Below are 23,127 nucleotides of genomic sequence, written 5' to 3'. Positions count from 1 at the left end.
GGCCGGAGCCCCGGTCGGTGTGTGATGCACCGGTCGGGGCTCCGTGCCGTTTGCTGCGCCGGCTCGTACGGGAGTGTGCGGCGGGGCCGGAGTCGGGGACCTGCCCGCTGCGTGCCTGCCGTGCCGTGCTGTTCTGGGTGCGGGGGCGGAGGGGTTGCGGGACGATGGTCCCGTCCGGGTCCCCGGCCGCTGGGAGGTAGCCGTGCGGCGGTTACTCATACCCCTCGCGCTGGCGATGGGCGTGCTGTGGTGGTGGGCGGTGCTGCGCCTGGCGCTGGCCCCGGGCGAGTCGGGGCCGGTGGAGGGCGCGGTGGCCGTGGGCGGCTGGGGGCTGGGCCTGCTGCCGGTGCACTGCACGCCGCGGCCCGTACGCAGGGTCCGGGCCCGGAGGGCGGCGGACGACGGGGCGCAGGCCGATGGGGTGGCGGCCGAGCAGGCGGCTACCAGGGCATCGACACTCCCCCGTTCGGGCGGAGGATCTGGCCCGTCATGAAGGACGAGGCGTCCGAGGCGAGGTAGAGCACGGCCCGGGCGATGTCCTCCGGCTCGCCGACGCGGCGCAGGGGGGACATCCGGACCATCGCGGCCTCGGTCTGCTCCTGGACCTCGGGGCTGTGCCGGCCGGTCATCGGGGTGCGGATCCAGCCCGGGGCGACGGCGTTGACGCGGATGCCGTGGGGGCCGGCCTCGGTGGCGAGGGTCTTCGTGAGCTGGACGACGGCGGCCTTGGCGGCGCTGTAGCAGAGCAGGCCGGGCTGGGCGGCGTCCACGGCGCCGGAGGCCATGGTGACGATCGAGCCGGGGCGGCCGGCCGCGATCATGGCCCGGGCGGCCTCCTGGCAGGTGCGCAGGATCCCCTTGAAGTTGATGTCCAGGACCCGGTCGAGGTCCTCGTCGGCGGTCTCCAGGACGCTGCTGGTGTGCATGATCCCGGCGATGGCGGCGGTGATGTCGAGCCGTCCGGCGGATGCGACGGCGGCGCGCAGGGCTGCGCGGTCGGTGACGTCGAGGGGGTGGACGGTGGCGGATCCGCCGGCCTTGGCGACGAGGTCCGCCGTCTCGGCGAGGCCGGGCTCGTCGCGGTCCGCGCAGTGCACGGCGGCGCCCGCCTCGGCGAGCAGGACGGCGGTGGCGCGGCCGATGCCGCTCGCGGCGCCGGTGATCAGGGCGGTCCGGCCGGTGAGGTCGTACGGGGCTCTGGGTGTGGGCATGCCGGGACCGTACGACCGGATCTGACGGAGCGTCAACTAGGCCGTCGGGCCGGGTTGGCAGTGGGGGCACCAGTAGGTCGGTCGGTCGTTCTGCGGAGCCTCGCGGACGGGGGTGCCGCAGCGCAGGCAGGGGCGGTGCGTGCGGCCGTAGACGAAGAGCTCCTGGCCGGGGCGGCGGCTGCCGGTGGTGTTGCGGATCCGGCGGTCGCCGATGTTGGCGCGCAGCAGGCGGTGGGCTGCGCCGGCGAGGCGGACGGCGGTGGTCGCGGGGTCGGGGAGGTCGCCGACCGGGGTCCAGGGGGTGACCTGGGCCAGGAAGCAGAGCTCGCTCTTGTAGATGTTGCCGATGCCGGCGAGGTTGCGCTGGTCGAGCAGGGCCTCGCCGAGCGCGCGCCCGGGGGCGGCGAGGAGGCGGGCGGCGGCCTGGTCGGCGTCCCAGTCCGGGCCGAGGAGGTCGGGGCCGAGGTGGCCGACGGCGCGGTCCTCGTCGGCGGTGCGGAGCAGTTCGACGACGGGGAGGCGGTAGCCCACGGCCGTGTGTTCGGCGGTGGCGAGGACGGCGCGGATCTCGTACGAAGGTCCGCCGTGCCACTTCTCGTGCGCGGCGAAGACGCGCCAGGCGCCGTCCATGCCCAGGTGGGTGTGGAGAGTGAGGCCGCCTTCGAAGCGGGCGAGGAGGTGTTTGCCGCGCGGGGTGACGTCCAGGGTGGTGCGGCCGGTGAGGTCGGACGTGGCGAAGCGGGGGACGCGCAGGTCGCAGCCGGTCAGCTCGTGGCCGGCCAGGGCCTTGTGCAACCGGGCCGCGGCGCGCCAGACGCTGTCTCCTTCGGGCATGGCGCCATTGTCGCCCCGACGGGCTGAGACGGCCGAAGCCCCCGCCGCGCTGTGGCGCGGCGGGGGCCCGTTGTCGGGAAGGGGAAGGTGCGGAGGTGACCGCTACCGCTTCCGCCGGGCCACTACTTCCAGAAGAGGCCCTTGCCGTCGCTCAGGTTGTTGTACGGGTCGCCCCAGTACTCGGCGCCGACCACCTTTGTCTGGGCCGAGGGCGCCAGGGCGATGGCGCAGCTGGTCTGCGTCTGACCGTTGGTGAAGCCCTTCGGCAGCGTCTCGTCCTTGCACTTCTCGAACTTGCCGATGACGGAGACGCCCTGGGCCTCGGAGCCGTCCGGGAGCAGGCCCTTCATGTGGCCCACGGAGGCGTACGAAAGGTCCACGGTGCCGATGTTCTTGACCGAGTAGCGGATGTAGTAGGGGATCATCCCCTTGACCTTGTCGCCCAGCTTGAGCGCGTCCAGGTCGGCCGGCTGGCCCTGCTCGACGGCGGTGACGGTGAGGGCGATGGTGCCGCCCTTGGTGCTGCCGTAGCTGAACGGCACCTGCGCCGTCTCGCCGATCTTGAAGGTCTGGCCGGGCTTCGCCTGGCCCGCCGCGCCTGCGGGGGCCTGGCTGTCGCCGGTGGAGGGGCTGGCCGGGGTGCTGGGCTGCGCGGACTCGGAACCGCCGGAGCTCGGCTGGGAGGCCGGCGCGCTCGGCTGCGCCGGGATGGCCTCCTCGTTGCCGTTCTTGCAGCCGGTCAGCGTCAGGGTTCCGGCAACCGCCAGTCCGATGACGCCCGTTGCTGCTCGCCGCATGGTGTTGGTGCTCACTTTTCTGGTCCCCCATGAGTGTGATCTTTTGACGTGGCATCGTCACGCTCGATGCCTGCGGTGATCTTGATAGTCCAGAAAAGGTCGGGGTTGCCAGCTGAGAAGGGCTTCGTGACGTGCTCAAGACATAAGCGGAACGTAAGCGCGAAGGTCGGGACCGGACTGCCGGATTCAGGGGCGAAGCCGCAGCCCGCGCGGGGTGGCGTGGAAACCGGCGGTCTCCAGGACCTGGCCCAGCGGGGAGGTCAACGCCGGGGCGGCGTTGATGCGTTCCACCGTGAGCGCCGGCAGCGTGCCGGTCCGGGACCCGGCGGCCAGGGCCGCGGTGGCCGCCGCGAGGCGGGGGTCGTCCGCCGGGGGCCAGGCCAGCAGCGTCTTGCCGCCCCGCTCGAGGTAGAGGGTGAGTTCGCCGTCGACCAGGACCACCAGCGAGCCCGCCTTGCGGCCCGGCTTGTGGGTGGCCCCGGCCGGGGGCTCCGGCCAGGGCAGGGCCGCCCCGTACGCGTTCGCGGGATCGGCGGCGGCCAGGACCACCGCCGCCAGCGGGGGCGGGTTCCGCTCGGCCGACCGCAGCCGGTCCACCGCGCCGTCCATCGCGAACTGGGCCGCGCCCAGGCCCTCCACCACGTAGCCCCGGCGGGCCTGGCCGCTGTCCTCGAAGGCCGACAGGACGCGGTACACCGCGCTGAAGCCGCCCTCCACGCCTTCGGCGGCCACCGCGCCCCGGGTGACCACGCCGTGCCGGTCCAGCAGGGTCCGGGCCAGTGCATGGGCCCGGTGGGTGGGGTCGGGGGCCTGCGAGGGCAGCAGGGACCAGCGGCCGGAGACCGTGGGCGGGCCCGGACGGGAACCCTGCGCGCTGAGCGTCCCGTACCGGCCGCGCGGGATCGTGCGCCGGGCCCGGTGGGCGGTGGCGCCCGCCGTACGGCCCGACCCGAGCAGGGAGCGCAGCGGGGACAGGGTGTCGTTCGTCAGCCGGCCCGACCAGGCCAGGTCCCAGACGGCATCGGACAGTTCGAGGTCCGTGGCCTCGGACCACTTGGCGCGCACCGATTCCGCGAGCTGGCGGAAGAACAGCCCGTACCCGCCGGACAGGGTGTCCAGGATCGACTGGTGAAGGGGGGTCAGCTCCAGCGGATGCGGCGGCGGCAGCAGCAGCGGGGCCGCGTCCGCCAGGTACAGCGAGACCCAGCCGTCCTTGCCCGGGAGGGCACCGGCGCCCGCCCAGACCACCTCCCCGGTGGTGGTGAGCTCGTCCAGCAGGGTCGGGGAGTACCCCGCGACCCTCGAGGGCAGGATCAGCCGCTCCAGCGCCGATGCGGGGACCGGGGCGCCCTGGAGCTGTTCCACGGCCCGCGCCAGGCCGTCGATGCCGCGCAGGGCCCCGCCCAGGTGCTGCCACTGCGGCAGGAACGTGGCCAGGGAGGTCGGCGGGACCGGCTCCAGCTCCTGGCGCAGCGCAGCCAGGGAGCGGCGGCGCAGCCTGCGCAGCACGGTCGCGTCGCACCACTCCTGGCCGATGCCGGCCGGGTGGAACTCGCCCTGCACCACCCGGCCCGCCGCCGCGAGCCGGTGCAGGGCGCCCTCGGTCACCGCCGCGCCCAGGCCGAAGCGGGCGGCCACGGCGGTCGTGGTGAACGGCCCGTGGGTGCGGGCGTACCGGGCCAGGAGGTCGCCGAGCGGGTCCTTGACCGGCTCGGTGAACGCCTCCGGGACCCCGACCGGGAGCGCCGTGCCCAGCGCGTCGCGCAGCCGGCCCGCGTCCTCGATCGCCGCCCAGTGGTCCGCGCCGCCGATCCGGACCGCGATGGCCCGGCGGGCCTGGGCCAGCGCCTTCGGCCAGGCCGGGTCGGCGCCCCGCTCGGCCAGCTCGGCCGTGGTCAGCGGGCCGAGCAGGCGCAGCAGGTCGGCGACGGACTCGGCGTCCTTGGCCCGCCGGTCTTCGGTCAGCCACTGGAGTTCCCGCTCCAGTTCCTCCAGTACCTCCGCGTCGAGCAGTTCGCGCAGCTCCGCCTGGCCGAGCAGCTCCGCCAGCAGCCGGGAGTCCAGCGAGAGCGCGGCCGCCCTGCGCTCGGCGAGCGGCGAGTCCCCCTCGTACAGGAACTGGGCGACGTACCCGAAGAGCAGCGACCGGGCGAACGGGGACGGTTCGGGGGTGGTGACCTCGACCAGGCGCACCCGGCGCGCCTCGATGTCCCCCATCAGCTCCGTCAGGCCCGGCACGTCGAACACGTCCTGGAGGCATTCCCGTACGGCTTCCAGCACGATCGGGAACGAACCGAACTCCGAGGCCACCTGGAGCAGTTGGGAGGCCCGCTGGCGCTGCTGCCACAGCGGGGTGCGCTTGCCCGGGCTGCGGCGCGGCAGCAGCAGGGCGCGCGCCGCGCACTCGCGGAACCGGGAGGCGAACAGGGCGGAGCCGCCGACCTGGTCGGTGACGATCTGGTTGACATCGCCGTGGTCGAAGGCGACGTCCGCGGCGCCCAGCGGGGCCTGTTCGTCGTCGAACTCGAAGGCGGGGGTGTTCGCCGGGTCGTGGTCCAGCAGGTCCATCGAGAGCAGGTCCGCGTCGGGCAGCCGCAGCACGATCCCGTCGTCGGCATGCATGACCTGCGCGTCCATGCCGTACTTCTCGGCGAGGCGGGCACCGAGGGCGAGCGCCCACGGGGCGTGCACCTGCGCGCCGAAGGGGGAGTGGACCACGACCCGCCAGTCGCCGAGCTCGTCGCGGAACCGCTCGACCACGATGGTCCGGTCGTCCGGGACGTGGCCGCAGGCCTCGCGCTGCTCGGCGAGGTACGCGAGGACGTTCTCCGCGGCCCACGCGTCGAGACCGGCCGCCACCAGCCGCAGCCGGGCGTCCTCCTCGGGCAGGCCGCCGAGCTCGCGCAGGAACGCGCCCACCGCGCGGCCCAGTTCCAGCGGGCGGCCCAGCTGGTCGCCCTTCCAGAACGGCAGCCGCCCGGGGACCCCGGGGGCGGGGGAGACCAGGACCCGGTCGCGGGTGATGTCCTCGATCCGCCAGGAGGTGGTGCCCAGGGTGAACACGTCGCCCACGCGGGACTCGTAGACCATCTCCTCGTCGAGCTCGCCGACCCGGCCGCCGCCCTTCTTCGGGTCCGCGCCCGCGAGGAACACGCCGAACAGGCCGCGGTCGGGGATCGTGCCGCCGGAGGTGACCGCGAGCCGCTGGGCGCCGGGCCTGCCCGTGATCGTCCCCGCCACCCGGTCCCACACCACCCGCGGTCTGAGCTCCGCGAACGCATCGGACGGGTACCGGCCCGCCAACATGTCCAGGACCGCGGTGAACGCCGACTCCGGCAGCGCCGCGAACGGCGCCGCCCGCCGCACCAGCGCCAGCAGCTCGTCCAGCTGCCAGGTGTCCATCGCGGTCATCGCGACCAGCTGCTGCGCGAGCACGTCGAGCGGGTTCGAGGGGATGCGCAGCGACTCGATGGCCCCGGTGCGCATCCGCTCCGTGACCACGGCCGCCTGGACCAGGTCCCCGCGGTACTTGGGGAACACGACCCCCGTGGAGACCGCGCCCACCTGGTGCCCGGCCCGGCCCACGCGCTGGAGCCCGGAGGCCACCGAGGGCGGGGACTCCACCTGCACGACCAGGTCCACGGCGCCCATGTCGATGCCCAGTTCCAGGCTGGAGGTGGCGACCACGGCGGGCAGCCGGCCCGCCTTCAGATCCTCCTCCACCAGCGCCCGCTGCTCCTTGGAGACCGAGCCGTGGTGCGCCCGCGCCAGCAGCGCCGGGGCGCCCTGGGCGGCCCCCGACTGGGCCATGATCTCGGCCGGCGGCGGCCCGTCGGGCAGCTTCTCGCCCATGGCCCGCTCGTACGCGATCTCGTTCAGCCGGTTGCACAGGCGCTCGGCGAGACGGCGCGAGTTGGCGAACACGATCGTGGAGCGGTGCGCCTGGACCAGGTCGGCGATCCGCTCCTCCACATGCGGCCAGATCGAGGGCTTGTCCCCGCCGTCCTTCCCCTCGGAGGCCGGCGAGCCGCCCAACTCGCCCATGTCCTGCACCGGGACGACCACCGACAGGTCGAACTCCTTCGCAGAAGGCGGCTGGACGATCTCGACCTTGCCGCGCGGCGCCAGGTACCGGGCCACCTCGTCCACCGGCCGGACCGTCGCCGACAGCCCGATCCGGCGCGCCGGGCGGGGCAGCAGCTCGTCCAGCCGCTCCAGGGACAGGGCCAGGTGCGCGCCGCGCTTGGTCCCCGCGACCGCGTGCACCTCGTCCAGGATCACCGTCTCGATCCCGGCCAGTGCCTCCCGCGTCGCCGAAGTCAGCATCAGGAACAGCGACTCCGGCGTGGTGATCAGGATGTCCGGAGGCCGGGTGGCCAGCGCCCGCCGCTCGGCCGGCGGGGTGTCCCCCGAGCGGATGCCCACCCGGATCTCCGGCTCGGGCAGACCCAGGCGGACCGACTCCTGGCGGATCCCGGTCAGCGGGCTGCGCAGGTTCCGCTCGACGTCGACCGCGAGGGCCTTCAGCGGGGACACGTACAGCACCCGGCAGCGCTTCTTCGGCTCGGCGGGCGGCGGGGTGGACGCCAGCTGGTCGAGGGCGGCGAGGAAGGCGGCCAGGGTCTTGCCCGAGCCGGTCGGCGCCACGACGAGCACGTCGGAGCCCTCCCGGATGGCCCGCCAGGCTCCCTCCTGCGCGGAGGTGGGCTGGACGAAGGCCCCCGTGAACCAGGAGCGGGTCGCGGGGGAGAACGAATCGAGCGCAGAGCCGGCCATGCCCCCATCCTGCACCCGCGTACTGACAACGGCCCGGACCTGGGGAAACACCCGGACCGGGCGGCGCGCGGAACGGGGCGGGGCGCAGAATGGGGGAATGGCGGACGAGGCGGTCGAGCGGGAGTGGGCCCGGCACTGGCAGTACGCGGAACTGCCCGGCCTGGACCTGTTGCGCGCCCACTACGTACGCCACACCTTCCCGCGCCACGCCCACGACGGATACGTCATCGCGGCGGTCACCGGTGGCATCGAGGAGGTCGGCCTGCCCGGCGGCATCGTGCGGGCCGGGCCCGGGAGCGTGGTCCTGATCAACCCCGAGGTGCCGCACACCGCGCGGGCCGGGGTCCCCGAGGGCTGGGCCTACGCCACCCTGTACCCCTCTCGCGCGCTGATCGCCGAGGTCGCCGCGGAGATCGGCAGCCTGCACGGGACCCCCGGCTTCACCGCCGACTCGGTCACCGACCCGCAGACCTCGCACGTGATCACCGAGGTGCACCGGGCCGCCGAGGAGGGCAACGCGCTGGCCGCCGACACGCTGCTGCGCCGTGCGGTGGCGCGGATGCTGACCCGGCACGCCGGGCCGCTGCCCGCCCGTACGGTCCGCAGCGCCGGAGCCGCCGATGCCGCGGCGGCCCGGGCGGTGCTCCAGGAGCGGATGGCGCGGCCGCCGTCGCTGGAACGGCTGGCCGCGGAACTGGGGACCAGCCCGTTCGCCCTCCTGCGGGCGTTCCGGGAGCGCTACGGGATGCCGCCGCACACCTGGCTGACCGACGCCCGGGTCCGGCAGGCCCGCCGGCTGCTGGACGCGGGCACCCCGCCGGCGGAGGCGGCCGTCGCCGTCGGCTTCACCGACCAGCCCCACCTCAACCGACACTTCACCCGCATCGTGGGCGTCCCCCCGGGCGCCTACCGCCGCGCACGGTCGGGCGGCTGATCTCCGGCCGTCGACGACCCCGGCTGCGTTTCCGCCGGGGCCTGCCAGAGGTGCGCGACCCGCAAGAACGTACAAGACCCGACCCACCTGGCCTGCGTACTTTCGCCGGGTGGGAGAACAACGGATGGTGATGCAGGAGACCCCCGAGGGGGTCGCAGGACGGCCGCGCGGGGCCGTCGTGCGGGACGCGCTCGGGGTCGGGGTGGCCGTAGGGCTGTCGGGGTTCGCGTTCGGGGTGACCGCGGCCGGGTCCGGGATCAGTGCGCTGCAGGCCTGTGTGCTGAGCCTGTTCGTGTTCACCGGAGCCTCGCAGTTCGCCCTGGTCGGGGCGCTGGCCGCGGGCGGGAACCCGTTCACCGCGGCCGCCGGTGCCTTCTTCCTCGGTACGCGCAACGCCTTCTACGGGCTGCGGCTCTCGCAGCTGCTCGCCCTGCCCAAGGCCGTGCGGCCCCTCGCCGCCCACTGGGTGATCGACGAGACCACCGCCGTGGCGCTGGCGCAGACCGACCGCAGGTCCGCGCGGCTCGGGTTCACCGTGACCGGGCTGAGCCTGTACGTCCTGTGGAACCTCACCACCCTGATCGGTGTCCTCGGCGCCGAAGCCCTCGGCGACACCGCCGCATGGGGGCTGGACGCCGCCGGACCGGCCGTCTTCCTGGCGCTGCTCGCGCCGATGCTCAAGACCGCCACCGAGCGGGCCGTCGCCGCGCTCGCCGTCGTCCTCGGGCTGGGCCTCCTCCCCGTACTGCCCGCCGGGCTGCCGGTGCTCGTCGCCGCCCTCGCCGCCCCCGTGATCCTCTGGCTGAAGGGACGCCGCTCGTGAACGTCTGGCTCGCCATCGGGCTCACCGTCGTCGGCTGCTACGCCGTCAAGCTCGCCGGGCTGCTCGTACCCGCCGGGGCCCTGGAGCGCCCCCTCGTGCGCAGGCTCGCAGCGCTGCTTCCGGTCGCACTGCTCGCCGCGCTCACCGCCCAGCAGACCTTCGCCGCCGGGCACGGGCTCGTCCTCGACGCCCGCGCCGCCGGGCTGGCCGCCGCAGGGCTCGCGCTGCTGCTGAGGGCCCCGTTCCTGCTCGTGGTCGGCGCCGCGGTGGTCGTCACCGCCGGGGTCCGGGCCCTCGGCGGCTAGCCTCCGTCCGGCGGATCGCCGGTCAGGGGGCGACCGTACGCGCGCAGGGTCAGCAGGGCCTCCAAGGTGGCGATCGGGCGGCGTTCCAGCGAGCTGCCCGGCGCCCACGCGAGGCGGCGCACCGGCCAGCCGCCGTCCGGCTGCTGCGCGGCGGCGAGGAAGTCCAGCGAACGCCTCAGCTCCTCGTCGGTGAACCAGCCGCGCGCCAGCGACTCCGGCCGGCGGGCGACGTCGTGCGGGAACAGCTGCTCGCCCGGCGCGTGGCCGGGGTACGGCGGGTACTCCCGGCGGCGGCGCGGATCGAGCACGACGAGCCGCTGCTCGCGGACGAGCCGCCCCAGCCGGTCCGCGGCCGCCACCGCCCGCGGCCGGTCGGGGGCGCCGTCGAGGAAGGCCACCGCGCTCTGGATCTCGTACGGATCGGCGCGGCGCAGGGTCTCGACGCGCTCCCAGCAGAAGTCCGTGGCCCGGAACAGCCACGCGTGCCAGATCCGGTTGCGGTGGAGCACGCCGACGACCGGGCCCGTGGTCAGCAGCTCGCCCGGCGGATCGTCGTACACCCGGTGGTAGGGGGCCCCGGGATGGCCGCGCGGGGCCGGGAGGAGCACCGGGAGCGCGCCGTCCGCGGTGGAGACCCGGGTGAGGTGGCGGCAGAGCCGCTCGATCCGCTGCCCGGCGCAGCGGCCCAGGCTGTCCAGCACCCGCAGGGCGTGCGCGGTGTGCAGCGGCTGGCTGAGCGGACCGCGCAGATCCGGATCGAGGGCGTGGCCGTAGCCGCCGTCGGCGTTGAGGTACGAGCCGAGCGCAGTGTCCACCGCGTCGGGGTCCCCGCCGAGGAAGTGGAACGCGAACCGGCGCTGCTCCAGCACCCGGGCCGTGAGCCAGATGAACTGCTCGGCGCGGCCCAGCGGGGTCGGTGGGGTGGGTGGGGCCAGCGAGGAAGCTTCGTCTCCAGGCATGCGTGAAACCGTAGGGCGCGGTGGCGCGGGGACGGGGGCCGAACAGCGCCGGTGCACTCTCCCGGGGCGGGATACTGGGGGCATGCGGTTGACGATTTTCTGGGAGCGGATGGCCGAGCACTTCGGTGCGGCCTACGCGGACTCCTTCGCACGGGACCACGTCATGACGGAGCTCGGCGGACGCACCGTCCACCAGGCGCTGGAAGCGGGCTGGGAGGCCAAGGACGTGTGGCGCGCGGTGTGTTCGGCGATGAACGTACCGGCCTCGCTGCGCTGACGCAGGCGGCCGTTTCCCCGTCCGCCCGGCGGGTGGGACAGACTGGGGCGCGTGGCAGCCACCGATGAGACGACCGTGACGACGACCGGCACCGCCGACACCACCGGGTCGGCCGGTCCGGCCGAGGCCGCGACCGGCCGGACCGGGCCGGCCCCCGCCGGTCCCTCCGGGCCTCCCGGCGGCGCCACCGCCCAGGCGGCGCCCGGGGCCCGGATGCCGCGCTGGCTGCCGCGCGCCGTCATCCTCGTCCTGGCCCTCATCGCCTGCTTCCAGCTCGGCAGCTGGGCCTTCCACCAGCTGACCGGGCTGCTCGTCAACATCCTGATCGCGTTCTTCCTCGCGCTCGCCGTCGAACCCGCCGTGGCCCGGATGTCGGCCCGCGGCATGCGCCGCGGGCTCGCCACCTTTCTGGTGTTCCTCGGGGTGTTCGTCGCGGCCGTCGGCTTCGTCGTCCTGCTCGGCTCCATGCTCGCCGGGCAGATCGTCGCGATGGTGCAGGGCTTCCCGGGCTATCTCGACTCGGTGATCGGCTCCATCAACACCACCTTCCACACCAAGCTGTCCCGGCTCGCGATCCAGGACAGCCTGCTGCACTCGGACTGGCTCCAGAAGTACGTGCAGAACAGCGCGACCGGCGTGCTCGACGTGTCCGCCACCGTGCTCGGCGGACTCTTCAGGCTGCTGACGATCGGGCTCTTCTCGTTCTACTTCGCCGCCGACGGGCCGCGGCTGCGGCGCGCGCTGTGCTCCGTACTGCCCCCTGCGAAGCAGTCGGAGGTGCTGCGCGCCTGGGAGATCGCCGTCGCCAAGACCGGCGGGTACCTCTACTCGCGCGGACTGATGGCCCTGGTCTCCGGCATCGCGCACTACGTCGTGTTCGCGGTCCTCGACGTGCCGTACGCGCCCGCGCTCGCGGTGTGGGTGGGGCTGGTCTCCCAGTTCATCCCCACCATCGGCACCTACCTGGCGGGCGCGCTGCCGATGCTGATCGCCTTCCCGGACTCGCCCTGGAACGCGCTCTACGTCCTCGGATTCGTGGTGGTCTACCAGCAGTTCGAGAACTACGTGCTCCAGCCGAAGCTGACCTCGAAGACGGTCGACATCCACCCGGCGGTGGCCTTCGGGTCCGTCATCGCGGGCACCGCCCTGCTGGGCGCGGTCGGGGCGCTGATCGCGATCCCGGCCGTCGCCACGCTGCAGGCGTTCCTCGGCGCGTACGTGAAGCGGTACGAGGTGACGGAGGGGGCGGCGGCCGGGGACCAGGCTGCTACTGCTTCGGCTCCTCGGTCTTTTCCCCGGCCGAGGCGACGAAGGCAGCCAGGGCCTCGCTGACGGTCGCCTCGGCGGCGGCCTTGTCGACGCCGAGGCCGCTGAGCACTCCGTCGCCGTTCTCGAGTTCGAGGAGGGCGAGCAGGACGTGCTCGGTGCCGACGTAGTTGTGGCCGAGGCGCAGGGCCTCGCGGAAGGTGAGCTCCAGGGCCTTCTTGGCGGAGGCGTCGAAGGGGATGAGGGCGGGGATCTCCCCGGTGGCGGCCGGGGGGAGGGCGGCGGTCGCGGCGGCGCGTACGGCCTCGGTGTCGACGTCCTGCGCGCGCAGGACGAGCGCGGCGAGGCCCTCCGGCTCGGCGAGCAGGCCGAGGACGAGGTGCTCGGTGCGGATCTCGGTGCCGCCGGCGGTGCGGGCCTCGTTCTGCGCGGTGACGACGACGTTGCGGGCGCGGGGGGTGAAGCGTCCGAAGCCCTGGTTGGGGTCCATGCCGCCCTCGCCCTCCTTGTCCGCCTTGGGGACGAAGCGCTTCTGGGCGGCCTGGCGGGTGACGCCCATGCTGCGGCCGATGTCGGTCCAGGAGGCGCCGGAGCGGCGGGCCTGGTCCACGAAGTGGCCGATGAGGTGGTCCGCGACGTCACCGAGCGACTCGGCGACGACGACGGCGCCGCTGAGCTGCTCCAGGGTGTCGGTGTGGACCTTCTTGATGGCCTCGATCAGGTCGTCGAGGCGTACCGGATTGGTCATGCGAACGGGTTCCACCGAAGGGTTCGTCATGAGTGCAACCCTAGGTTGACAGTCAGAGGGGTGTCAACCCTGGGTTGTCAGTTGCGGGGTCGAGGTCAACCCGGGGCGTCGTGGGGCGGCGCAGGAGGGGGCGGGGGTGCGGGTGCGGGGCGGGCCAGGGCGGCGGGGGCGCGGGAGATCCCGTGGCGGGCGACCTCGACGAGCGTGGACCGGACCTCCGCGGGGACCGGGGCGCCGGGCAGCGGCCAGGGGATCCGCGGGGACCACGTCCCGTCCGCGGAGACCTCGTGGCTGCGGCGCCGGCCCGCCGCGGTGGCGTGGTCGGGCACCGGCCCTGCGAACAGGGTGGTGAGCCCCGTCGCCGCGCCGAGCGCGGCGAACGCGAGGAACGGCCCCAGGCCGTTGCCCTCCCCGGCGGCGGAGTCGACGGCGCAGGCCGCGACCGTGGCCAGGACCGTGAGCGCCAGCAGCACCTGCTGGGCGGCCTGGGTGCGCGCGGCGCGCTGGCGGCGGACGGGGTCGACGGCCAGGCCCCGCGCGGCGAGGTCCTTCACGACCGCGGCGGTGACGGGGGAGGTGGCGACGAGGTGCGCGAGCCGGCCCACGCCCGGCGCCGGAGACCCTGCTGCGCGGCGGAGGGCGTCCGCCTGGACCGGGTCGGCCGGCGGGGGCTGCTTCCGTACGCCGGCCGACCCGGTTCGTGCTTCGGCCCCGGTTCGTACCCCGGCCCCGGTCCGGCCGTCGGTGCCGACCGGCAGCAGCCCGGCCAGGTGCAGCGTGGTGAGCGCCACCTCGGCGACCCGCTGCCGGCCGCCGTCCAGGTACGCGGCCTCGTACAGGCCGAGCGCCCCGGTGTCCGCCCGGTCCGCGGAGTCGAGTCCGCGCTGCAGCGGGATGCGGGAGAGGGTCACGCCGAGCAGCGGCACGGCCGAACCCAGGAAGATGTAGACCCACACCGTCGCCCCCGACTCCGTGTCCCGTCTCCGTTCCGCCCGAGTGTGGGCCTGGCCGGTGGCCGGGGCAATGCGTCGGACCGGACCCGTCGGCCCGCGGGTTGGACGGCCCCGCGGGGTGGCCCGCGCCGGGTGGCGCGTGGCGCGCTTGACAGGGAAATCGAACATCCATTCTGATGAGTTATCCACAGCCGAAACGGACGTGGGAGCGCATTGTCAGTGGCAGGCGTTAGCGTCAATGGCGTGAAGCGATCGACTCAAGCAAACCGGGTGGAACCCATGGCAGGCACCGACCGCGAGAAGGCTCTCGACGCCGCGCTCGCACAGATTGAACGGCAATTCGGCAAGGGTGCGGTCATGCGCCTCGGCGACAAGCCGAACGACCCCATCGAGGTCATCCCCACCGGGTCGACCGCGCTGGACATCGCCCTCGGCGTCGGCGGGCTGCCCCGCGGCCGCGTGATCGAGGTGTACGGCCCGGAGTCCTCCGGTAAGACGACCCTGACCCTGCACGCCGTGGCCAACGCACAGAAGGCCGGCGGCACCGTCGCCTTCGTGGACGCCGAGCACGCGCTCGACCCCGAGTACGCGAAGGCCCTCGGCGTCGACACCGACAACCTCATCCTGTCGCAGCCGGACACCGGCGAGCAGGCGCTGGAGATCGTGGACATGCTCGTCCGCTCCGGTGCCCTCGACCTGATCGTCATCGACTCCGTGGCGGCCCTCGTGCCGCGCGCGGAGATCGAGGGCGAGATGGGCGACTCGCACGTGGGTCTCCAGGCCCGTCTGATGAGCCAGGCGCTCCGGAAGATCACCGGTGCGCTCAACCAGTCCAAGACCACCGCGATCTTCATCAACCAGCTCCGCGAGAAGATCGGTGTGATGTTCGGCTCGCCGGAGACCACCACCGGTGGCCGCGCGCTGAAGTTCTACGCCTCCGTGCGCCTCGACATCCGCCGTATCGAGACCCTCAAGGACGGCACCGACGCGGTCGGCAACCGCACCCGCGTCAAGGTCGTCAAGAACAAGGTCGCGCCGCCGTTCAAGCAGGCCGAGTTCGACATCCTCTACGGCCAGGGCATCAGCCGTGAGGGCGGCCTGATCGACATGGGCGTGGAGCACGGCTTCGTGCGCAAGGCCGGCGCCTGGTACACGTACGAGGGCGACCAGCTCGGCCAGGGCAAGGAGAACGCCCGCAACTTCCTGAAGGACAACCCCGACCTCGCCAACGAGATCGAGCGGAAGATCAAGGAGAAGCTGGGCGTGGGCGTGCGCAAGGACGCCGCCGCCGACGAGGCGGCCGCCGGCGCGCCTGCCGAGGCCGCGGCCGTGCCCGCCCCCGCATCGAAGGCCAAGTCGACGGCCAAGGCCGCCGTCGCCAAGAGCTGACCCGTGCGGGAGCAGGAAAGGGGCGGCGGGAACGGCGGCCGGGAGGGCCGTCGCGAAGGCAGCCGCGAACGCGGCCTTGAAGGCAGCCGTCGCGAAGGGCGTGCCGAAGGCCGTCGTGAAGGCCGTGGCGAAGGTCGCCAGGAACTGCCGCCCCAGAGTCCCGAGGAGCAGGCGCGGGCGATCTGCCTGCGCCTGCTCACCGGGATGCCGCGCACCCGGCGCCAGCTCGCGGACGCCCTCGACAAGCGGGGCATACCCGAGGAGGTGTCGCAGGCGGTCCTCTCCCGGTTCGAGGAGGTCGGCCTGATCGACGACGCCGCCTTCGCCGGAGCCTGGGTCGAGTCCCGGCACCGCGGCCGGGGACTCGCCCGTCGGGCGCTCGCCCAGGAGCTGCGCACCAAGGGGGTGCACGCGACCCTCGTCCAGGAGGCTCTGGAACAGCTGGACTCCGACCAGGAGGAGCAGACCGCCCGGGAGCTCGTGGAGCGCAAGCTCCGCGCCACCCGGGGCCTGGAGCGGGACAAGCGGATCCGGCGGCTCGCCGGGATGCTCGCCCGCAAGGGGTACCCGGAGGGCATGGCCCTGCGGGTGGTCCGGCGCGCGCTGGAGGAAGAGGGCGACGACGGCACGGACGCCGACGGCCTGGGGTACCCCGGGTTCTGAGCTGCCCCGCAGGACCCGGGGGTGGGGATAGCCCCCGGGTGCAGACGCCAGGGTGCTTCACTGCCAACCGGCAGGCGCGGCGGCAGAGTTGCCCGCATGATGCTGCGTTACGCCCTCCAGACCGTCAGGGACCGCAAGGCCGGTTTCCTCGGCGCCTTCGTCGCACTCTTGTGCGCGGCGGCCCTCGTCACCGCCTGCGGCACCCTCCTGGAAACCGGACTCCGCGGAAAGATCGCCACCGAGCGCTACGCGGCCGCGCCGGTCGTCGTCTCCGCGGACCAGAACGTCCACCAGACCACGGTCAAGGAGAAGAAGGGCAAGGCCAAGACGAAGCACAAGGCCAAGCCCGTCGCCGAGCGGGCCTGGCTCCCCGCCTCGACCGTGGACGCGGTCCGGTCCGTGCCGGGCGTCGAGCGGGCCGTACCGGAGCTCAGCTTCCAGGCCGTCCCGCTGCTCAAGGCCCCCGGCGGCGCGAAGCCCTCGCACGGGCACGGCTGGACCTCCGCCGCACTCACCCCCTTCACGCTCACCGAGGGCCGTGCCCCGCAGGGCGCCGGCGAGGTCGTCGTCGACCGTGAACTGGCCGCCCGCGCAGGACTGAAGACCGGCGTCCCGCTCACCGTGCAGGCCACCGGCGAGCCGAAGACGTACACCGTCAGCGGGATCGCGCAGAGCGCCCGCGGCGACCTCGCACGGCAAAGCGCACTGTTCTTCGGCGACGCCGAGGCGCAGCGGCTCGCCGCACGCGACGGACAGGTCACCGCCATCGGCGTACTGCCGGCGCCCGGGACCGACCCCGGCGAGCTGGCCGGGCGCATCGAGCAGGCACTGGGGGGCACCGGCGCGCAGGTCGCCGTGGGCGACGCACGCGGGCCCGTGGAGTTCCTCGACGCGGCCGGCGCACGCATCAAGCTCGTCTCCATGGGCGGGGCCATGGGCGGCACCTCGCTGCTCGTCGCGATCCTCGTGGTCGTCGGAACCTTCGCCCTCTCCGTCCAGCAGCGCCACCGCGAACTCGCCCTGCTGCGCGCCATCGCCGCCACGCCCAAGCAGCTGCGCCGCATGATCGGCCGCGAGGCCCTGTTCGTGGGCCTGGCCGCCGGTGTCGCGGGGGCGCTGGCCGGGCTGCCGCTCGCCGCCTGGCTGCACGGCCGGTTCATCGAGAGCGGGGTCGTCCCCGCCAACCTGGAGCGCACCGCCGGGATCTTCCCGATGGTCGCCGCCGTCGGCGCGAGCCTGCTCGGAGCCTGGGCCGCGGCCCGGATCACCGGGCGGCGGATCGCCCGGATCCGCCCGGCAGAGGCGCTCGCCGAAGCCGCCCTCGAGCGGGGCCGGCCCGCGTGGGCCCGGATCGCGACCGGGGTGCTGCTGCTCGCCGGCGGTGTGGTGCTCGTCGCCGTGCTGAGCGTGCTGCGCACCGAGCCGGCGTCGACCCCGGTGACCTTCCTGGCGGTCGTGGTCCTCGCCGGGGCGGTCTCACTGCTCGGCCCGCTGCTCGTACGCGGCGCGACCGCGCTGCTCGCCGGGCCGCTGCGGCTGGCCGGCGCAGGCGGGCACCTGGCCACCGCGAACCTGCGCGGCAACGCCACCCGGATGGCCTCCGCCGTCACCCCGCTCGCCCTGCTGATCGGCATGACCTGCACCGTCCTGTTCATCACGCCGACGCTGGGCAACGCCGCCCGGGCGCAGGCCCGTGACGGGGTCCGGGCCGGCTGGGTGCTGGGCGCGCAGGGGCCGGGTGTCACCGGCGCTGCCGCGGAGCGGATCCGCCGGACCCCGGGAGTCACGGCGGCCACCGAGATCGTGCACACGTCCGTACGGGTGGGGCTGACGAAGTACGGCGCGCAGGGGGTGACCCCGGCCGGGCTGACCCGGACCTGGGACCCCGGTGTGACGAGCGGGAGCCTGGACGGCTTCGGCGAGAAGAGCGTGGCGGTGAGCGAACTGGCCGCCGATCAGTTGGGGCTGAAGCCGGGGAGCCCGCTGAACCTGGCGCTGGGCGACGGGACCCCGGTCACCCTGACCGTCTCGGCCGTGTACGCGCGGGGGCTGGGCTTCGGGGACCTGACGCTCCCGCACGACCTGGTCGCGGCGCACGTGGACAACCCGCTGGCGAGCAGCGTGCTGGTGGCGGCGGAGCCGGGGACCGGGCGGGAGCAGCTGGCCGCGGCGGTAGCGGGATTCCCGGGGGTCGGGGTGCTGTCGGCGCGCGACGCGGACGAGGTACGGGCGGAGCGGCAGCAGGCCGGCGCCGAGATCAACCTGCTGGCGATGGGGCTGGTACTGGCCTTCACTGCGATCGCGGTGGTCAACACACTGGCGATGTCGACGGCGGAGCGGTTCCGGGAGTTCGCGATGCTGAGGCTGGCGGGGGCGAAGCGGCGTCAGGTGCTGCGGATGCTGCGGACGGAGGCGCTGGCAGTGCTGCTGATCGGGGCGGTGCTGGGGTCCGGGATCTCGCTGGCCGTGCTGACCGCGTTCAGTGTGGGCATGACGGGGGCGGCTGCGCCGGCGGTGCTGCCGGTCGTGTACGTGGGGGTGCTGGGGGTGGCGGGGCTGCTGGCCCTCGCGGCCACCGCCCTGCCGGGCCGGGTGGCGCTGCGGGTCCCTCCGGTGGAGGTGGCCACCTCGAGGTAGCGGCCCCCGCCGGCGGGCCCGCTGTCCGCCGGCCGCCGGCCGGTGGCCCGGGGCCGCACCGCTTCGGTGGCGCCGGTTCCGGGCCCGGTGGTGGGCGTGGCCTGCGGCGCCGGTCCCCTACCCGCCTTCCACCGTTCCCCGGGCTCCGCCCGGACCCGGTCCTCAAACGCCGGACGGGCTGGGGGATCCGGCCGTAGCACGGGCCCGCTCCTCAAGCGCCGGACGGCTGCGGGATCCCGGCTCCGCCCGGGCCCGGTTCTCGAGCGCCGGACGGGCTGGGGGACCGGGCGCCGCCCCGACCTGGTCATCAAGCACCGGACGGGCTGGGGGATCCGGCCGTAGCAGGGCCCGGTCCTCAAGCGCCGGACGGCTGGGGGATCCCGGGCGCCGCCCGGACCTGGTCCTCGAGCGACGGACGGGCTGGGGATTCCGGCGTTGCCTGGGCCCGCTCCTCAAGCGCCGGACGGCTGCGGGATCCCGGCTCCGCCCGGGCCCGGTTCTCGAGCGCCGGACGGGCTGGGGGACCAGGCGCCGCCCCGACCTGGTCATCAAGCGCCGGACGGCTGGGGGAGGCCGGCCGTAGGCCGGACCGTCTTCAAACGCCGGACGGGCTGGGGGACCGGGCTGTGCCTGGGCCTCGAGCGCCGGGCGGGCTGAAAGTCCCGAGGCCCCGGGTGGGGGCCGGACTTGGCTTCAGCTGACCGGGAGGCCGGCGGCCTTCCAGGCTTGGAAGCCGCCGGTCAGGTCCGTGGCCCGGTGGAGGCCCAGCGTGTGCAGGGAGGCCGCCGCCAGGGAGGAGGCGTAGCCCTCGTTGCAGATCACCACCACCCGGAGGTCGTGCGAGGTGGCCTCGGGGGCGCGGTGCGAGCCCTGGGGGTCCAGGCGCCACTCCAGCTCGTTGCGTTCGACCACCAGCGCACCCGGGATCAGGCCGTCGCGCTCGCGCAGCGCCTGGTAGCGGATGTCCACCAGGAGGGCGTCGCCCGCCCGGAACGCGGCGTACGCCTGCGCCGGCTCGATGCGGGTGTACGCCGAACGGACCCGTTCCAGCAGGGCGTCGATGCCGATCGGGGCGCTCACTGCCAGTCCGCCGGGCGCTCGACCTGCTCCAGCGTCAGCACCTGGCCGGTGCGGCTGTAGCGGCGGATCAGGGGCAGCGGCGGGTAGTACGCGTGCACCGAGACCGCGTGCTCCGCCTCCGACTCGTTGAGCACCTCGTGGACGTGGTGCTCGCCGAAGGCCCGCCCCGTCCCCGCGCCCAGGCTGCGGCTGCGGTCCAGGTCGGCGGCGAGCTCCAGGCTCCGCCAGCCCTCCGAGGGCAGCCGGACCGCCAGGGAGTGTTCCCGGAGCCGGCCCCGGGCGGTGGCGAACGCGCCCAGCGACTCGGCGTGGTCGTGCCAGCCGGTGCCGGTGCGCGGCGGCCAGCCGATCACCCACGCCTCGCTGCCGCCCGGCCCGTCGAGGCGGATCCAGGTGCGGCCCTCTGGGTCGAGGGGGAGAGAGTCGATGACCGCCGGGTCGGCGGCGGTACGCAGGGCGAAGTCGAGGAGTTCCGCAGCCGTCACCGCATCGGCGCGTGCGGGGGCGTGCGGAGGTGAGAGGGGCGCAGAGGGTGCACTGGGTGCAAGGGGCGCATACATGGGGGCGTGACCGTCCTGGGGGTTCGCGAAAGTGCGCGCGGAGCGCGGAGGGATCGGCGAATCAGCAGGAAGGGCGACACACGCAGCCCGCGTAGCGGAGCAGGTCCATATGGACCCTCCGCCACAGGCGTACGTCGTTGCCGGTCATGTCGGCGAGTGAAGCATGCGGACCGGAGACCGGTCAATCGATCACGGCCGGATGAGTCGAAGACGACTCGAGCGGGGCGGGCGCCCCCAGCCGGACGGTGTCCGCCGCCTCGTACAGCTCGGCCGGCCGCACGCCCGCGAAGGTCGCCGCCAGGTGTCCGTCCGGCCGGACCAGGAGGACGGTGTGCGCCGGAGCCCCCGGGTATCCGTCCGCGACCAGCAGTTCGGTGCGGACCGGCAGCGCGCTGACCGCCGCCGCGAGCCGGGGCATCAGCCCGGCGCCCAGCCAGTGCCGCCGGTCCCAGACCCCGGTCCCCGGGGCGACCAGGACCACCAGCAGGCGGCCCCGGCCCAGCAGGTCGCGCAGCGGCACGGTCGCCCCGTCGGGCGCGGTGACGGGGACGTTGGCCACCTGACCGCCCGGCTCCGTGCCGGTGGGCACCTCGCGCACGGCCACCGGCGGGGCGTACGTCGGTGCCGCGCCCAGCGGCCCCCGCCCCAAGTGGCCGTCGGTCAGCAGCAGCTCGCCGGAGCGGGTGGCGCCGGGCAGGTACGTCCGCAGCCCGCCGCCCCCGCGCAGTACGGGCATCGTCTGGTCGGCGGCGCGCAGCCGGGCCGCGACGGCGGTGCGGCGCTCGCCCTCGTAGCTGTCGAGCAGGGCCTCGGAGGCGCCCTGGTGCCAGGCCACGCTCAGCTTCCAGGCGAGGTTCTCGGCGTCCCGCAGCCCCTCGTCGACCCCCTGCGTGCCGAGCGCGCCCAGCAGGTGGGCGGCGTCCCCGGCGAGGAAGGCGCGGCGGTCGCGCCAGCGCCGGGCGAGCCGGTGGTGCAGCGTGTGCACCCCGGTGTCGAGGAGCTCGTACGGCGGAGTGGTACCCCCGCACCACACGGCCAGGGTGTCCCGGATCAGCGTGACGAGCGCGTCGGGCGTGACCAGTTCCCCGCGGGCCGGGAGCAGCCAGTCCAGCCGCCACACCCCGTCGGGCAGCGGCCGGGCGCTGACCTCGGGCACGCCGGGCGCCGGGGCGCGGTGCAGCAGGGCCTCGCCGGGCCAGGGGAGTTCGGTGCGCAGCGCGGCCACGGCGTGCCGTTCGACGGCGGTGCGGCCCGGGAAGCGGATGCCGAGCAGCTTGCGCACGGTGGAACGGGCCCCGTCGCAGCCGACCAGGTAACTCCCGCGCCACCACGTGGTCTCGGCGCCCCGGGTGTGCGCGGTGACCCCGCCGGCGTCCTGCTCGAGGGAGTCCAGTTTGCTGTCGGTGACCAGCTGGACCAGCGGATGTGCGGCCGCGGCGTCGCGCAGCCCGCGCGTGAGGGCGTGCTGCGGCAGGTGCAGGGGGGCCTGGCGGTCCTCGAAGGTGATGCGCCGTGCGTCGTCGGTGCGGCTGCGCCGCCGCATGGTGCGCCAGGCGGCGAAGAGCGCGCCCTCGTCGCGCAGCGTCGTACAGCCCAGCCGGTGGACCATGGCCGAGGTGTCCTCGTGCAGGACGACCGTACGGGCAGGTCGGGGCAGGTCCTTGCCGGGTCCCTCGTCGAGTACGACGCTGGGCACGCCCGAGCCGGCCAGGGCCAGGGACAGGGACAGTCCGACGGGCCCCGCGCCGACGACGATCACCGGGTCCATGATGCGGCTCCCGATGTCCGGTATGTGATCACAGAACGTATGCAACCCACTGGAGGTGCCTGCGTCAAGTGACGCCCCTCGGCGAGGCGGCAACGGGAACAACTGATTCCGGATGTGATGCTCTTTCAATGGAACGCCGGAGATATTTAGCTAGCGGCGTTTCTGCGCCCACCTGGTATCGGACACGTGGCGGATATGAATAGGCAATCAATTCAAGCCCTTGGATTTCCGGAATTAGTCCGTTCATTTCCGATGCTCAAGTAAACCTCAAAAGATTCCTATTCGCTTGCCTGGTTCTGAAGCGCGTGGAATTGTCGTGGTGCGCAAGGGGCGGAAGATCTCGTCCGTTGCGAAGGGGGAGTGTGGCGCTAATGCGATCTGCAATCCCTGTGGTGCTTGGTTGACGCATGGAGCGTTTTCCAGTTGAGAAAGTAGGTGAAGAAAGTTGCTGAAGAGCACTCGCCTTCGCTCTGCCGCCGTCCCGGCGGCGGGGCTGCTGCTGGCCGGTATCTTCTCGCTCGGTGCCGGCACGACGGCATCGGCTGCCGCTCTGGCCCATCCCGAAGGGTGCAAGTACGAGGTTCCCGGGAGCTGGGGAGCGGTCGCCAGCTGCAGTAGCCACAACGGCGGCTCCTATCGGGCCACCGCTGTGTGTACCGATGCCGAGAATGGAAGGGTGGAGTGGTTCTACGGACCGTGGAAGCAGTGGGGTACCTCCATCGCATACTGCCAAGGGTCCTATCGAGCCACTTCGGCGGGCATCGAGACGTCCTATTACAACAAGACCTGAACGTGGTCGAACCGACTAGGTAAGGATCAGTGACAATGAAGAAGACGTTCGTGACCCTACTCGCAGCCGCAGCGATGGCAGGCCTCGGCCTCCAAGGAACGGCCACTGCGGCCGCCACTGGCTGGCCGGAGGGATGTACCAGTTGGAAGGTCCCTGAGAATAACGGCATTGCGGCCAACTGCAGCAGCGGCAATGGTGGGAGGTGGAAGGCGTCCGCCTTATGTCAGCCGTGGAACGGCGACCCGGTCATCCAGCATGATGCGGTGGCTTGGAGTAGTAGTGGCATCTCCATGTCCTACTGCCCGCCGATGACTACTGTCAAGAGCGGATCGTACTGGACTAGGTCTTACTAGTAGG

At 73.8% G+C, this 23,127-nt stretch carries 20 protein-coding genes; 9 read left to right on the top strand and 11 right to left on the bottom strand.

Annotated features, from left to right (window positions below; genetic code table 11):
* Positions 1 to 235 precede the first annotated feature (235 nt).
* On the top strand, positions 236 to 493 hold the full coding sequence (locus ACZ49B_RS12310; RefSeq protein ID WP_468303992.1) for a hypothetical protein: 258 nt from the start codon (positions 236 to 238) through the stop codon (positions 491 to 493).
* On the opposite strand, the gene ACZ49B_RS12305 is transcribed toward ACZ49B_RS12310, so the two are convergent.
* From ACZ49B_RS12305 to ACZ49B_RS12290, 4 genes are all read right to left on the bottom strand, one after another.
* A complete protein-coding gene (locus ACZ49B_RS12305) occupies positions 441 to 1,211 on the bottom strand; it encodes an SDR family NAD(P)-dependent oxidoreductase (RefSeq protein WP_468303950.1) in 771 nt (256 codons plus the stop codon). The genes ACZ49B_RS12310 and ACZ49B_RS12305 overlap by 53 nt on opposite strands.
* A 36-nt stretch (positions 1,212 to 1,247) precedes the next feature.
* Positions 1,248 to 2,045, bottom strand: a complete 798-nt coding sequence (locus ACZ49B_RS12300; RefSeq protein WP_468303948.1) for an Fpg/Nei family DNA glycosylase — start codon at positions 2,043 to 2,045, stop codon at positions 1,248 to 1,250.
* Between the two features lie 122 nt (positions 2,046 to 2,167).
* Entirely contained in the window at positions 2,168 to 2,857 is a 690-nt protein-coding gene (locus ACZ49B_RS12295) for a hypothetical protein (RefSeq protein ID WP_468303946.1), read from the bottom strand.
* Positions 2,858 to 3,028: 171 nt separating this feature from the next.
* On the bottom strand, positions 3,029 to 7,618 hold the full coding sequence (locus tag ACZ49B_RS12290; protein WP_468303943.1) for an ATP-dependent helicase: 4,590 nt from the start codon (positions 7,616 to 7,618) through the stop codon (positions 3,029 to 3,031).
* Positions 7,619 to 7,715: 97 nt separating this feature from the next.
* Between ACZ49B_RS12290 and ACZ49B_RS12285 the strand changes: the two genes are divergently transcribed.
* The 3 genes from ACZ49B_RS12285 to ACZ49B_RS12275 all read left to right on the top strand — a co-directional run bounded on the left by ACZ49B_RS12285 (position 7,716) and on the right by ACZ49B_RS12275 (position 9,680).
* Positions 7,716 to 8,552 (top strand): AraC family transcriptional regulator, encoded by an 837-nt coding sequence (locus ACZ49B_RS12285; protein ID WP_468303940.1) that lies wholly within the window; start codon positions 7,716 to 7,718, stop codon positions 8,550 to 8,552.
* A 124-nt stretch (positions 8,553 to 8,676) separates the two neighbouring features.
* Positions 8,677 to 9,375, top strand: a complete 699-nt coding sequence (locus ACZ49B_RS12280) for an AzlC family ABC transporter permease (protein ID WP_468303937.1) — start codon at positions 8,677 to 8,679, stop codon at positions 9,373 to 9,375.
* Positions 9,372 to 9,680, top strand: a complete 309-nt coding sequence (locus ACZ49B_RS12275; RefSeq protein WP_468303934.1) for an AzlD domain-containing protein — start codon at positions 9,372 to 9,374, stop codon at positions 9,678 to 9,680. The genes ACZ49B_RS12280 and ACZ49B_RS12275 overlap by 4 nt, the downstream gene beginning before the upstream one ends.
* On the opposite strand, the gene ACZ49B_RS12270 is transcribed toward ACZ49B_RS12275, so the two are convergent.
* Positions 9,677 to 10,639 (bottom strand): hypothetical protein, encoded by a 963-nt coding sequence (locus ACZ49B_RS12270; RefSeq protein ID WP_468303932.1) that lies wholly within the window; start codon positions 10,637 to 10,639, stop codon positions 9,677 to 9,679. The genes ACZ49B_RS12275 and ACZ49B_RS12270 overlap by 4 nt on opposite strands.
* An 82-nt stretch (positions 10,640 to 10,721) precedes the next feature.
* Here ACZ49B_RS12270 and ACZ49B_RS12265 point away from each other — a divergent pair, with 82 nt between their 5' ends.
* Together ACZ49B_RS12265 and ACZ49B_RS12260 are read left to right on the top strand one after the other, a co-directional pair.
* Positions 10,722 to 10,916 (top strand): DUF3046 domain-containing protein, encoded by a 195-nt coding sequence (locus ACZ49B_RS12265; protein WP_468303930.1) that lies wholly within the window; start codon positions 10,722 to 10,724, stop codon positions 10,914 to 10,916.
* A 213-nt stretch (positions 10,917 to 11,129) separates the two neighbouring features.
* Positions 11,130 to 12,248: an AI-2E family transporter gene (locus tag ACZ49B_RS12260; protein WP_468303990.1), complete on the top strand. Its 1,119-nt coding sequence runs from the start codon at positions 11,130 to 11,132 to the stop codon at positions 12,246 to 12,248.
* On the opposite strand, the gene ACZ49B_RS12255 is transcribed toward ACZ49B_RS12260, so the two are convergent.
* Complete coding sequence (locus ACZ49B_RS12255) at positions 12,184 to 12,960, bottom strand: Clp protease N-terminal domain-containing protein (protein WP_468303928.1); 777 nt, start codon at positions 12,958 to 12,960, stop codon at positions 12,184 to 12,186. The two genes, ACZ49B_RS12260 and ACZ49B_RS12255, sit on opposite strands and share 65 nt — an antisense overlap.
* A 65-nt stretch (positions 12,961 to 13,025) precedes the next feature.
* Positions 13,026 to 13,886, bottom strand: coding sequence for a TIGR04222 domain-containing membrane protein (locus ACZ49B_RS12250; RefSeq protein WP_468303925.1), 861 nt, complete (start codon positions 13,884 to 13,886; stop codon positions 13,026 to 13,028).
* A 276-nt stretch (positions 13,887 to 14,162) separates the two neighbouring features.
* Between ACZ49B_RS12250 and recA the strand changes: the two genes are divergently transcribed.
* From recA to ACZ49B_RS12235, 3 genes are all read left to right on the top strand, one after another.
* Positions 14,163 to 15,272, top strand: a complete 1,110-nt coding sequence (gene recA / locus ACZ49B_RS12245; RefSeq protein ID WP_468303922.1) for a recombinase RecA — start codon at positions 14,163 to 14,165, stop codon at positions 15,270 to 15,272.
* A gap of 3 nt (positions 15,273 to 15,275) precedes the next feature.
* Positions 15,276 to 15,935: a recombination regulator RecX gene (gene recX / locus ACZ49B_RS12240; protein ID WP_468303919.1), complete on the top strand. Its 660-nt coding sequence runs from the start codon at positions 15,276 to 15,278 to the stop codon at positions 15,933 to 15,935.
* 96 nt (positions 15,936 to 16,031) lie between these two features.
* Complete coding sequence (locus ACZ49B_RS12235) at positions 16,032 to 18,572, top strand: FtsX-like permease family protein (RefSeq protein WP_468303917.1); 2,541 nt, start codon at positions 16,032 to 16,034, stop codon at positions 18,570 to 18,572.
* A gap of 693 nt (positions 18,573 to 19,265) precedes the next feature.
* On the opposite strand, the gene ACZ49B_RS12230 is transcribed toward ACZ49B_RS12235, so the two are convergent.
* The 4 genes from ACZ49B_RS12230 to ACZ49B_RS12215 all read right to left on the bottom strand — a co-directional run bounded on the left by ACZ49B_RS12230 (position 19,266) and on the right by ACZ49B_RS12215 (position 21,980).
* The gene (locus ACZ49B_RS12230; RefSeq protein WP_468303987.1) at positions 19,266 to 19,658 is read right to left on the bottom strand and encodes a rhodanese-like domain-containing protein; all 393 of its coding nucleotides are present in this window, start codon (positions 19,656 to 19,658) and stop codon (positions 19,266 to 19,268) included.
* A complete protein-coding gene (locus tag ACZ49B_RS12225; RefSeq protein ID WP_468303914.1) occupies positions 19,649 to 20,212 on the bottom strand; it encodes a cupin domain-containing protein in 564 nt (187 codons plus the stop codon). Before ACZ49B_RS12225 ends, ACZ49B_RS12230 begins: the two co-directional genes overlap by 10 nt.
* A 61-nt stretch (positions 20,213 to 20,273) precedes the next feature.
* On the bottom strand, positions 20,274 to 20,360 hold the full coding sequence (locus tag ACZ49B_RS12220) for a putative leader peptide (RefSeq protein WP_311318651.1): 87 nt from the start codon (positions 20,358 to 20,360) through the stop codon (positions 20,274 to 20,276).
* A gap of 33 nt (positions 20,361 to 20,393) precedes the next feature.
* A complete protein-coding gene (locus tag ACZ49B_RS12215) occupies positions 20,394 to 21,980 on the bottom strand; it encodes an FAD-dependent monooxygenase (RefSeq protein WP_468303912.1) in 1,587 nt (528 codons plus the stop codon).
* Between the last annotated feature and the right edge of the window lie 1,147 nt (positions 21,981 to 23,127).

This window comes from Streptomyces sp. NPDC031132, from assembly GCF_055570595.1.
Note: the sequence above shows the minus strand (reverse complement) of the source record. Positions and strands in the feature narration are given on the sequence as shown.